Source organism: Clostridium cellulovorans 743B, assembly GCF_000145275.1.
Taxonomy (GTDB): Bacteria; Bacillota; Clostridia; order Clostridiales; family Clostridiaceae; genus Clostridium_K; species Clostridium_K cellulovorans.
Window position 1 is genome coordinate 643,619 of the sequence record NC_014393.1, and the last position, 12,996, is coordinate 656,614.

At 31.8% G+C, this 12,996-nt stretch carries 12 protein-coding genes; all 12 read left to right on the forward strand.

Annotated features, from left to right (window positions below; genetic code table 11):
• Positions 1-159 precede the first annotated feature (159 nt).
• On the forward strand, positions 160-1,074 hold the full coding sequence (locus tag CLOCEL_RS02715) for a zinc ribbon domain-containing protein (protein WP_010074932.1): 915 nt from the start codon (positions 160-162) through the stop codon (positions 1,072-1,074).
• Positions 1,075-1,868: 794 nt separating this feature from the next.
• A complete protein-coding gene (locus tag CLOCEL_RS02720; protein WP_010074930.1) occupies positions 1,869-2,912 on the forward strand; it encodes a sulfate ABC transporter substrate-binding protein in 1,044 nt (347 codons plus the stop codon).
• A gap of 27 nt (positions 2,913-2,939) precedes the next feature.
• Entirely contained in the window at positions 2,940-3,764 is an 825-nt protein-coding gene (gene cysT / locus CLOCEL_RS02725) for a sulfate ABC transporter permease subunit CysT (RefSeq protein ID WP_010074929.1), read from the forward strand.
• A gap of 10 nt (positions 3,765-3,774) precedes the next feature.
• Entirely contained in the window at positions 3,775-4,602 is an 828-nt protein-coding gene (gene cysW, locus CLOCEL_RS02730; RefSeq protein WP_010074928.1) for a sulfate ABC transporter permease subunit CysW, read from the forward strand.
• A complete protein-coding gene (locus CLOCEL_RS02735; protein ID WP_010074927.1) occupies positions 4,602-5,660 on the forward strand; it encodes a sulfate/molybdate ABC transporter ATP-binding protein in 1,059 nt (352 codons plus the stop codon). The genes cysW and CLOCEL_RS02735 overlap by 1 nt, the downstream gene beginning before the upstream one ends.
• Positions 5,661-5,791: 131 nt before the next feature.
• Positions 5,792-7,468 carry an adenylyl-sulfate reductase subunit alpha gene (locus CLOCEL_RS02740; RefSeq protein WP_010074926.1) on the forward strand — a complete coding sequence of 559 codons (1,677 nt, stop codon included), beginning with the start codon at positions 5,792-5,794 and terminating at the stop codon, positions 7,466-7,468.
• Entirely contained in the window at positions 7,452-7,766 is a 315-nt protein-coding gene (locus tag CLOCEL_RS02745; RefSeq protein WP_010074925.1) for a 4Fe-4S dicluster domain-containing protein, read from the forward strand. The genes CLOCEL_RS02740 and CLOCEL_RS02745 overlap by 17 nt, the downstream gene beginning before the upstream one ends.
• Before the next feature lie 73 nt (positions 7,767-7,839).
• Positions 7,840-8,640, forward strand: coding sequence for a sulfate adenylyltransferase subunit CysD (gene cysD / locus CLOCEL_RS02750; protein ID WP_010074924.1), 801 nt, complete (start codon positions 7,840-7,842; stop codon positions 8,638-8,640).
• Positions 8,641-8,693: 53 nt separating this feature from the next.
• The gene (locus tag CLOCEL_RS02755) at positions 8,694-10,391 is read left to right on the forward strand and encodes a sulfate adenylyltransferase subunit 1 (RefSeq protein WP_010074923.1); all 1,698 of its coding nucleotides are present in this window, start codon (positions 8,694-8,696) and stop codon (positions 10,389-10,391) included.
• 180 nt (positions 10,392-10,571) lie between these two features.
• Complete coding sequence (locus CLOCEL_RS02760; RefSeq protein ID WP_010074922.1) at positions 10,572-11,003, forward strand: MarR family winged helix-turn-helix transcriptional regulator; 432 nt, start codon at positions 10,572-10,574, stop codon at positions 11,001-11,003.
• 158 nt (positions 11,004-11,161) lie between these two features.
• Positions 11,162-11,662, forward strand: a complete 501-nt coding sequence (locus tag CLOCEL_RS02765) for a GNAT family N-acetyltransferase (protein ID WP_013291599.1) — start codon at positions 11,162-11,164, stop codon at positions 11,660-11,662.
• A gap of 59 nt (positions 11,663-11,721) precedes the next feature.
• Positions 11,722-12,624, forward strand: a complete 903-nt coding sequence (locus CLOCEL_RS02770) for a DMT family transporter (protein WP_010074920.1) — start codon at positions 11,722-11,724, stop codon at positions 12,622-12,624.
• Positions 12,625-12,996 lie beyond the last annotated feature (372 nt).

Here is a 12,996-nt window from a genome sequence, read left to right on the forward strand (position 1 = left end):
TTTCATTTATAAGTATATAAAAAATGTAATAAAAGCTGATATAATCAAATAGATAGAAGAAAATCAAAACTCTGAGGAATTTCAATGCGAAATTTTTGCTAATGTTAGCTATAAAAAGAATTTATCATTAGAGAAATACATATTATGGAGGGTTTTTAAATGTTTAAAAAACATGTGAGCACTATAGTTGTTGCTGTTTTATTTATCTTATTAATAGGCTACCCAAAAAGCGTAATGGCAATAGATAGGGCGAATCCTATATTTACAAATGAAGAATTATTCAATATTAAAGCTTCAGATACTAAATGGATCGAGGATGAAAAGATATATTCTGACCCAGGACAGTGGGAACTGATGGAGGAGTATCGACCTAATACATCTTATATTATAAAATCTAGCATAGAACGATATGGTGGTATTGAATATGATGATATTGAAACTGTAGAAACGACTGTTATCAGTGGTAGTGCTGTAGAGTTATTTTACAAAGAATCATGTCCAACCTTAGAGAAAGTTAAACAAACCATGTATGATAATTATTTCAGTGAGTATATTGGAGAACCGATTACGGTGACAGATTGCTCTGATAAAGGTTATTCTCAGTTATATTATAGTAAAGGTAAGAGTAATCAGAGTGGATATTTTGATAGCACTCAGGTTTTTTATGGAAAAGCAAAAGGATACTTTATAGCTGTCACTTATACTGCTAGTATGGAGAAAAGTGATTCAGTATCTGAGGAGTGGTTTACTAAGATGTTTTATAGTTGGCTTGATAAGATACCTTCGCAAGAACCACCAGGTTTATCTGCTATTCGTAATTTATCATATTTTAAGGTTAAAGTTATAATTGCAGTATCATTAATAGCTATAGGTGGAGTAGCAGTAGGAATAATTTTAATTACTCAAAAATCAAAGAAAAGAAAAAATAAAGTTAATGATTCTGTTCCACAAGTAACAAAATTGACAGATGGTTTACAAGGAATAGATAATCAAGTTAAATTCTGCACTAGTTGTGGGTATAAGACTGAATCTGATAGTAAGTTTTGTAGTAAATGTGGAAAACAGCTTGACTAATATTAAATTTCTGTATTGCGATTTTCCAAGATGTATTGCAAAAAAGGCTACCTATGATGTTTATATGTGCTAATAGGGAATGCTGTATAAGAATAGTGGGAGGAAAAGTTGTATTTACTAGAAAGGTTGAAATAAGTAGTTACAATGACTTATGGTTACTTTTTATACTTTTAAAAGTTTAATAAAATGATCAAATCATATAGATAGTCAGGGAAATAGATAACGTTTAAAAATACATTGTTACAAGTTAGTTAAAGCACCTAAAAATAACAGGTGCTTTTTTTATATTCATTTTTACAAAATTAGGAGATAAAAGTAACAATAATATTAAGACTAAGAGATCCTAAAAATAATCCTGAAATAATTTATGATGGAGTACTTAGCATTTAATTTTCAGCAGAACTACAAGCGGTAAAATACTAAATAGGATAAATGAATTCACAAAAATGTATATGGTACATATCATGGGATTAAGATGAGTATCATATTAATCATATAAAAAAAGTAGAATTAAATTCTCTGTTTTTCTTGACATCAGCATACAATCCTAGTAATATATATAACAAGATTACATATTAAACTACTAGGAATAGTACGAGAAAACTATATACATATAATGAAATTAATGTATTATATGTATATTAAATCTACGAGTATTTTAAAATAGATAAGTTGAATGGTTATTGAAATTTAGCAGCAAAGAAGAAAACGTGATTAAACTTATTAAAAGTAAGACATTACAGTTAATTGGCTCAATTATGTTAAAGAGAAATATTATATGTGGAGGAGATTATATGAGGAAAAACAGATTTTTAAGTATAGCATTATCGGCAATATTATTAGGAGCTATATTAACTGGATGCGGTTCATCATCTTCAGGTAGTGATAAACAGAATAGTTCTTCTGGAGTTGAATTATTGAATGTTTCATACGATCCTACTAGAGAATTTTATACAGAATATAATAGGGCTTTTATAAAGTACTGGGGGGAGAAAACTGGACAAGATATTACGATAAACCAATCGCATGGTGGTTCTGGAAAGCAAGGTCGTTCTGTAATTGAAGGATTAGAAGGTGATGTAGTTACCTTAGCACTAGCCTATGATATAGATGAAATTAGCAATGCAGGGCTTATTAACAAGGATTGGCAAGGGGAATTTCAAAATAATAGCACTCCATATACATCTACAATAGTTTTTCTAGTGAGAAAGGGAAATCCTAAGGGTATTAAAGACTGGGATGATTTGGTTAAAGAAGGGGTTTCCGTTATAACACCAAATCCTAAAACTTCTGGTGGAGCTAGATGGAACTACTTAGCAGCTTGGGCATATGCACTAAATAAGAACAACGGAAGTGAAGATGACGCTAAAAGTTTTGTAGGAGATCTTTATAAAAACGTTGAAGTGCTGGATTCAGGTGCTAGAGGGGCAACAACAACTTTTGTTGAAAGAGGTATTGGTGATGTATTAATAGCTTGGGAAAATGAGGCTTATCTTTCTCTGAATGAATTAGGAAGTGATAAGTTTGAAATAGTTGTTCCATCTATCAGCATTTTAGCAGAGCCACCAGTTGCCATAGTTGATGAAGTTGCAGAGAAAAAAGGAACAACGGAAGTAGCTAAAGCATACTTAGAGTACTTATATAGTGATGAAGGACAAGAAATAATAGCTAAAAATTATTATCGTCCTAGAAATTCCAAAATAGCAGAAAAATATAAGAATACTTTTAAAGACGTTAAGTTATTTACTGTAGATGATACTTTTGGTGGTTGGACAAAGGCTCAAGCTACACACTTTGCAGATGGTGGGGTATTTGATGAAATATATTCCCCTAAATAAAAAGTAGTATAAAGGATGGGTCATTAGATGAAAAAGCAAAAAAGAGTTATACCTGGTTTTGGACTTTCCTTAGGAGTTACATTAACCTTCCTTAGTTTAATTGTTTTGATTCCTATAGCCTCTGTTATCATAAAAGGCACAGATATGGGTTTTGGAGGTTTTCTTAAGATAGTCTTTGATGAAAGAGTTTTAGCGTCATATAAAGTAAGTATGTTAAGTGCCCTTGTAGCAGCCTTAATAAATAGTGTCTTTGGTCTTATTTTAGCTTGGGTACTTGTAAGATATAATTTCCCACTAAAGAGAATAATGGATGGAGTTATCGATTTACCTTTTGCTTTGCCTACAGCAGTTGCTGGTATAGCACTTACAACTTTGTATTCACAAAATGGTCTACTTGGAAGCTTCTTTTATAAGTTTGGTATTAAGATTGCATTTACACCTTTAGGAATTATTATAGCTATGACATTTATTGGTATACCTTTTGTTGTTAGAACAGTGCAGCCAGTGTTAGAGGAATTAGATTTTCAATTTGAGGAAGCAGCAAGAATGCTTGGAGCTAGCAGAAGAACGACCTTCTTCAAAGTGATTTTCCCTGAAGTTTTTCCAGCATTATTAACAGGATTTGGACTAGCGTTTGCTAGAGCACTTGGGGAATACGGAAGCGTTGTTTTTATATCAGGGAACAAACCTATGAAAACAGAAATCCCACCATTTTTAATCATGAGTAAACTTGAACAGTATGATTACAGTGGGGCTACAGCAATTGCAATAGTCATGTTATTAATATCATTTTTAGTATTATTTCTTATGAATGTTGTACAAGTGCGTGCTAACAAATTCAGCAAGTCTTGAGGTGATTGAGTTGAAAAAAGAATTAAAAACAGAAAATACAATAACAAAATGGATTCTTATTTTTATAAGTGTTGCCTTTTTAATATTGATGTTAGGGTTTCCTCTTGCTGTTGTAATGATTGAAGCACTTAAAAAAGGTTTTGGTGCTTATGTTAAGGCCATAACAGATAATTATACTTTAAAAGCAGTGTCCCTTACCTTGCTTGCTACACTAGTAGCCACAATAGTAAACACGATATTTGGTATTTTTGCTGCATGGGCTATTACTAAGTTTAAATTTAAAAATAAAAATATATTAACTACATTGATAGATATACCTTTCGCCATATCTCCTGTAATTGCTGGACTTATATTTATATTAACCTTTGGACGTATCGGATGGCTTAATGGTTTATTATCTGCAATTGATGCAAAAATAGTTTTTGCTATTCCAGGAATTATTTTAGCTACGATTTTCGTTACGTTCCCATTTGTATCAAGAGAAATAATTCCACTTATGAATTCTCAAGGAACAGATGAAGAAGAAGCTGCGGCAATGATGGGAGCTAGTGGGTTTAAAATCTTCACGAAAATAACTCTTCCTAATATTAAATGGGGACTTATTTATGGAATTATACTTTGTACTGCAAGAGCTATGGGAGAGTTTGGAGCTGTTTCTGTTGTATCAGGACATATCAGAGGAAAAACTAATACATTGCCTTTGCATGTAGAGATTTTATATAATGAATATCAATTTTCAGCAGCCTTTGCTGTTTCATCACTTTTAGTAATAATCGCAATAGTTGTCTTGATTTTGAGAAATATAGTTGAATGGAAAGCTAAGAAGGGGGACTTATAATGTACGTTGAACTGAAGAATATTAAAAAAACCTTCAAGGATTTTAAGGCATCTGATGACGTAAGTTTTGGAATTGAAAAGGGAAAGCTTATTGGTTTGCTTGGACCTAGTGGTAGTGGTAAAACCACAATTCTTAGAATGATTGCAGGTCTTGAAACTCCTGACTCTGGGGATATCATCATAGATGGTGTAAGAGTTAATGATATTGAGGCAGGGAAAAGAGGAATAGGTTTTGTTTTTCAAAGTTATGCATTATTTAGACATATGACAGTTTTTGATAACATAGCCTTTGGTCTTAATGTCCAAAAGCAAGATAAAAAGAAAATTAAAGCTCGTGTTGAAGAATTAATAAAACTTATTGGGTTAGAAGGGATGGAAAAAAGATATCCTCATCAACTTTCAGGAGGACAAAGGCAAAGAGTTGCTTTTGCTAGAGCTTTAGCTCCTAATCCTCATTTATTGCTACTTGATGAACCATTCGCTGCTATCGATGCCAAGGTACGTCAGGAACTTAGAACTTGGCTTAAGAAAACTATTTCTGAATTAAACATTACTAGTATATTTGTAACTCATGATCAAGATGAAGCTATTGAGGTTGCAGATGAAATTATAGTAACTAACAAAGGTAGAATTGAACAAAAGGGAACCCCTATGGAAATATATAAAAATCCGAAAACTCCATTTGTAGCACAATTTATTGGAGAGTCAGCGGTTATTGAGGATTATTCAAAGCTTAAAGGTTTTGGTGATTCAAAGTTCACAAAGGCAATTGTGAGACCAGAGTTTATTCAATTAGCTAAGAATAAAGCAGAACTTAAATATATTCATCCAGTGGAAGAAGGGATAGTTGAGGATGTTGCTTTTAGAGGAAGTAGTATACAGATAACTTTTAAGGTTGGAGATATAACTTTAACAGCATACAGATCCTTAGAACATGATCCTATAAAAGTTGGCGACAAGGTTTTTGCTTTGATATTTAGACTATATGTATTTAATGATACAGAAGCTTATATACTTGAAAACAACGCTATGACTGATCCAATGCCAGTATTTATTTAGTAATTATCCATATTTCTAACTAAACAAGCTAAATTTTTAACTTGAAACTTTATAGAGATTACTTTCAAAAATAAGATCAATGTTGGTGCTATGACTTGTTAAAATTTCAAAGGTTAAGAAAGGGGAACTAAATGAAGATTAATAAATTAAGTACGGATATTTTAATTATAGGTGGTGGAACTGCAGGATGTTACGCTGCAATAACAATTTCTGAAAGTTCTGATGCTAAGGTGATTATTGCTGAAAAAGCAAATATAAAACGAAGTGGCTGCTTAGCAGCTGGTGTTAATGCTATTAATGCCTATATTGTTAAAGGAAATAAACCAGAAGATTATGTTGATTATGCAAAGAAGGATGCTGACAATATTGTTCGTGAGGATTTACTTTTAACTATGGCTGAAAGATTAAATGATGTAACAAAAAAACTTGAGGATTTAGGGTTAGTAATTTTAAAGGATGAGAATGGCCAATATGTAGCAAGAGGAAATAGAAATATCAAAATCAATGGTGAAAATATTAAACCAATCTTAGCAGATGCTGTAAACAAGCTACACAATGTTGCAGTGATAAATAAAATCAATATCATTGATTTTATTTTAGAAGACGGAAAAGTAGTAGGTGCCTATGGTATAGGGGTTAACGAGGAAGTCTTTTATGTAATAGAAGCAAAAGCTGTTATATGTGCAACTGGTGGTGCTTCTGGACTTTACAGACCAAATAATCCAGGGTTCTCAAGACATAAAATGTGGTACAGTCCATTTAATACAGGTGCTGGTTATGCAATGGGTATAAGAGCCGGGGCTGAAATGACTACCTTCGAGATGAGATTTATTGCTCTAAGATGTAAAGATACCATTGCGCCAACAGGTACAATAGCTCAAGGTGTTGGAGCAAAACAAGTGAATTCTCTAGGAGAAGAATATGAGAGTAAATATGGAATTACAACTTCTCAGCGTGTTTATGGAACAGTTCAAGAAAATTTAGCTGGAAGAGGTCCATGCTATCTAAAGACTGAAGGAATTTCAGCGGTGCAAGATGATCAGTTGCTAAAGGCGTATTTAAATATGGCTCCTAGTCAAACACTTAAGTGGATAGAAGAAAATAAGAAACCTAGTGAACAGAATGTAGAAATTGAGGGAACAGAACCATACATTGTAGGTGGTCATACAGCTAGTGGTTATTGGATAGATACTAAAAGAGCAACCACTATTAAGGGCTTATATGCAGCTGGTGATGTAGCTGGTGGATGTCCTCAAAAATATGTTACTGGTGCATTAGTAGAAGGTGAAATAGCTGCTAATTCAGCTTTAGAATATATAAATGGCTATGAAAAGATAGAAATCAAAGAGAATATCATCGATAAGAGATTTAATGAAGTTACTGCAATGTTTAGTAAAGAAGATTCTATATATGATGTAGAAAAGTTAGAAGACGCTATGCAAAAAGTTATGGACAACTATGCAGGCGGAATAAAAACCAACTATCAATACAATGAGAAACAATTAAACCTTGCAGATGAAAAGATTGATAACATAATAAGACTTAGCGAAGGGATTAAAGCTAAAGACATTGATGATTTAGTGCAGATTTTTGAGTTAAAAGATAGATTGGTAGTTTGTAAAAGTGTTATTGCTCATCTAAGAGCAAGAAAAGAAACAAGATGGCATAGCTTTGCTGAAAATTTAGATTATCCAGAGAAGGATGATTCATGGCTTAAATATGTAAATTCCAAAGTTGTTGATGGAAACCTTGAAATAATCTACAGAGACTTAGTTTACAGAGGTGAGATATATGAGCATATCGATTGATAAATCACTTTGTGTTGGTTGCAAGCAATGCAGTGAAGTCTGTCCAGGTAACTTAATAAGAATTGATGAAAACAACAAAGCATTTATAAAGTATCCTAAAGATTGCTGGGGCTGCGTTTCCTGTGTTAAGGAATGCAAGGTAAATGCGATTAAGTTCTATCTTGGTGCTGATATTGGAGGTAGAGGAAGCTTGGCTTATACCAAAGAAGAGAAGGATATAACTCATTGGGTCATTGAAGAAAAATATGGCACAGTTAAAACAATAGATGTAAATAAAAAGAGTGCAAATGCATATTAAAAGTACATGTTACTAAAACGCAGAAGAAGCAATAGCATTAAAAATGTTAAGGTATATTAAGGAGGAACTTGTGATGGATCATTTAGATTTATTAGAGGCGCAAAGTATTTTTATATTAAGAGAAGCATACAAAAAATTAGGTAAACTCGGAATGCTTTGGTCAATTGGTAAGGATTCTACAGTTTTATTATGGCTAGCTAAGAAAGCTTTTTATGGACACTGTCCATTCCCATTTATACATGTTGATACAACTTATAAAATTCCAGAAATGATACAATACAGAGACCGTGTTGCTAAAGAATTAAATTTAGATTTAATTGTTCACACAAATAAAGAAGCTATTGAAGCTGGAATGGGTCCTGACCAAGGTAGATTAGTTTGTTGTAAAGCTCTTAAAACAGAAGCACTTCAGGATGTTGTTAGAGTTTACGGCTTTGAGGGACTTATTGTTGGAGTTAGACGTGATGAAGAAGGTTCACGTTCAAAAGAAAGAGTATTTAGTGAAAGAAACAAAGAGTACGAGTGGGATTATTCAAATCAACCACCAGAGCTTTGGGATCAATTTAAGACAGACTTCCCTAAGGGAAATCATATAAGAGTTCATCCTCTTTTACATTGGAATGAGTTAGATATTTGGGAATATATAAAAAGAGAAAATATTCCTATCATAGATTTATATTTCTCAAAAAACGGAGAAAGATACAGAAGCCTTGGTTGTGCTCCATGTACTGGAAGAATTAAATCGGAGGCAAAAAATCTTGATGAAATCATTGAAGAATTGAGGCATACAACCACTGGGGAACGTGCTGGACGTGCTCAAGACCAAGAAGATTCTTATGCAATGCAAAAGCTTCGTAAGGATGGATATATGTAAGAGTTCTTTTAAAATAATTTACAGTGCTTAAACCAGAAAGGAGCTTATTTAAAATGAGTGAAAAACAAAATACTTTAAAAATAGTTGTGGTTGGACACGTTGACCACGGTAAATCAACAGTAATAGGACGTTTACTTCATGATACACAATCGCTACCAGAAGGTACTATCAACAAGGTTAAAAGAATTGCAAAAGAGACAGGAAAGCCTTTTGAGTATGCTTATCTTTTAGATGCTTTTGAAGAAGAACAAAAGCAAGGTATTACAATTGATACAACTCAAATTCAGTTTCAAACCAAAAAGAGAGATTATGTTATAATTGATGCCCCAGGTCATAAAGAGTTCTTAAAAAATATGATATCTGGTGCTGCTAATGCAGAGGCTGCATTACTTGTTATTGATGTTAAAGAAGGAGTTCAAGAACAATCAAAGAGACACGCTTATATTCTTTCCTTGCTTGGTATTAAGAAGGTATATGTAGTATTAAATAAGATGGATTTAGTTGATTATTCTGAAGAAGTATTCAATGATGTATCAACAGCTATGAATAAGTTCCTAGGAGAATTAGACGTTTATCCACTTGCATATATTCCTGTATCCGCATACTATGGTGAAAATATTTTAGATGATTCAACTAAGATGCCTTGGTATAAAGGACAATCAATAATAAATGCTATAGATAGTCTTGAAAATGAAAAAGGGATAGAAGAGAGATCTTTAAGATTTCCGATTCAAGATGTGTACAAGTTCGATGATAGACGTATTATAGCTGGACGTATTGAAAGTGGGAAATTAAAAGTTGGCGATGAAATTGTTATCTATCCAGAAGGTAAAAAGACTCAGGTAAAAACCATTGAGTACTGGGTAGAAAAAGATAAAAAAGATGAAATAAAAGCTGGAGAATCTGTTGGTATTACTGTTACAGATGAGTTCTTCAATAAACGTGGAGAAATTATTACTAAGGCAGAAAACCCTCCTTTTATATCTAACTCTTTTAGAGCAAATATTTTCTGGATGGGTAAAAATGATTTAGTTAAGAACAAGAAATACAAAATTAAGCTTACAACTCAAGAGGTTGAAGGTGAAATTGATAAAATTATTAAAGTTATCGATGCTTCTAGCTTAAATAGTAATGAAGAAGTAAGTAAAGTAGTTTTAAATGACGTAGCGGAAGTAATCATAAAGACAAAAGAACCAGTAGTCTTTGATGCGTTCAAAGATAGTCAAATTACTGGAAGATTTGTAATTGTTGATGGTTATGATGTTGCTGGTGGTGGTATTGTTGTTAAGAGCGAGGAAGGCGAAGTAGTACAAGGGTTAGAAACTTTCAAGTTCCAAGGCGTAAAAGCAAGAGGAGATATCTTTGAAGAATTCTATTATGACGTAGAAAGTCAAACAGTAAACAAAGAAATCGCTACTACTAATACCTATACTGTTGGAGATTCTTTACCATTAAAGGGTGAAAGCTATGAATACCCTAGCTATTTCGATATCTTAGTTATTAGAGATAAGGTTGCGATTGCAGTTAGAGATGGTAAGGTTAATAACATTGTAGCTTTAGAGGATTATCAATATTCAGGATATCCGTTAACTAATGGAAGAGGTTTTGAAATTAAAGCTAAAACTTCTGAAGAAATTAAAGATTTCGTAGAAGGTTATAGTAATATAGATGAAAAGACAGAAGCTGAGTATTTAAATAAATGGGTTAACTTTGATACTTATAGAAAAGTAGTTTTCCGTTTTGATAAATAGTTGGATAGTTATAGGATCACAGTATTTGAAAATAATGCTGTGGTTCTTTTCATTTTGCACGGAAGTTACATTTTTGTACAAAATATACATTTAGGGGTTAGCACTTAAGTTATTAAGTGTTTACATGGGTAGTTGTAATATACAACAGTTTCGTGCTACAATAATTTTTGGGGTGATATTATGAATAATCAAGGTAGTGGTTATCTTCGAGAATTGATAAGAATATTAGCAAGACATTTGGGGGTATTAGAAAAGGAAGATTCAAATTGTTCTGGAGTTACTACTTCACAATGCCATGCCATTGTAGAAGTGGGAAGAGCAGGAGAAATTTCTTTAAATGAGCTTGCAGATATATTAACTCTAGATAAAAGTACTATGAGTAGAACGATAAACAATCTTGTTGATAAGAAATTAGTCATTAGAGAAATTGATCCAACGGATAGAAGATACGTGATGATTAAATTAACTGATGAAGGTATGAAAATATTTAATGATATTGAAAGCAGTATGAATCAGTACTATGGTATTGTTTTTAATAATCTACCTGAAAATAAAAGAGAACAAGTGTTGGAGAGTTTAAACTTATTAATCGATGCTGTAGATAAAAAATAAAGATTAGTTTCTAGTTATGAAACAGAAGGACTTTTGCGGAAAAATATTTGAATGAAGTATTATAATTGAATTACATAGATGGTGACCATTTTACTTCATTAAAAGAGTCAATTAAAGAAAGTGTAAAAGTATTTATAGATAAAAAGGAGTGGTTAGAAATGAATTATACTATCGAAAATATTGTACAAGAAGATTGGGAAAGCATTGCTAATATATACTTAGAAGGGATTAGTACAGGAAAAGCTACATTTCAAACAGATGTACCTACCTGGGAGCAATGGGATAGTAGCCATACTAGAACTTGCAGATTAGTGGCTCGTTTAGATGACAAGATATTAGGCTGGTCAGCATTAAGTCCAACTTCTAGTAGATGTGTATATGCTGGAGTTGCAGAAGTCAGCATATATATTGGAAAGGAATTTAGAGGTCAAGGTATAGGAACCTCTCTTTTAAATAGATTAATTAGTTTATCAGAAGAAAATGGTTTTTGGACTTTGCAATCTGGGATAATAAGAGAAAATGTTGAAAGCATAGAATTACATAAAAATTGTGGTTTTAGAGAAATTGGAGTAAGAGAAAAATTAGGAAAGATGAGTAATGGAAAATGGCATGATGTTGTTCTCATGGAGCGTAGGAGTAAAATAACTGGAATAAGTTAATTTAATACAAAAACAAAAGATAATTAATATGAAAACAAAAGATAAACGGAGGAATTCTCGTGGATAATAAAAGAAAAGCACTTCCATATTTAACTGCATTTATGAGCTCGATTATATTTGGTCTAAGTTTTTTATTTACTAAGAGGGCATTGGATGTATCAAGTCCCATTACTTTAGTAGCCTTTAGATTTCTTATAGCTACTATTGTTATGACGGCTCTTATTTTATTTAAAGTAATAAAAGTAAATTATAAAAATAAGCCATTAGGGTGGCTTTTTCTACTTGCAATGTTTGAGCCAGTAATTTATTTTATTTTTGAAACTTATGGGCTTCAATATACAGCTTCGTCTATAGGTGGCTTGATGATTTCTCTTATACCAATAGCTGTAACAATATTAGGAGTATATTTCTTAAAAGAAAAACCAACTGTGAAGCAAGTAATATTTATATTAACATCTGTATCAGGTGTAGCCTTGATTGGTATTATGGGAAGTTCAGGAGACACAAACAACTCTTTGTTAGGAATACTACTAATGTTTGGAGCTGTAATGTCTGCAGCATTCTTCACTATAATATCTAGAAAAATATCCAACCAATTTAATGCTATTGAAATAACCTATTTTATGATGATAACAGGAGCGGTTTGTTTTAATGTTATATCATTGTTTGAGCATATAATAAATAAAAACTTATCAGCATACCTTGAACCTTTAAAAAGTACAACATTTTTAAGTTCTGTTTTTTATCTTGGAATTCTATCATCTATAATTGCATATTTTTTAATAAATTTTTCTCTATCAAAGTTAGAAGCATCTAAAACTACTGTGTTTTCTAATATATCTACAATAGTTTCGATATTTGCTGGTGTGATATTTTTAAGAGAAAGTTTTCATCTTTATCATGCAGTAGGTTCTGTGTTGATTTTGCTTGGTGTATGGGGTACAAGCCATTATAGCAGATAAAAGATATTATATATGGTTTAATAAAGAATTTTTATAATATATATTGATTTTTTATAATCATATAGGATTTTAAGGTAGATTCAATAATTAAACATATATATTCAAGAGATAGATTAATCCTATCTCTTTTATTTTTCAATAGGAAACTATAAAATTGTAATATATGGATAAAAATGCAATAAAATATTTATAGGAACTTTAATGAAGGAGTGAAATTAGTACAGACATTAATAAAGTAATATACTCATTAAAACAAGTTACTTCTAATACGCCTAAATTGCTTAAGATATCTAATTTGCCTAAATTTCAAATTTGTTGAATAAGTGAAGAGTTATATTAGGCGATTTAGATGACTCTAAATTTATATAAAGA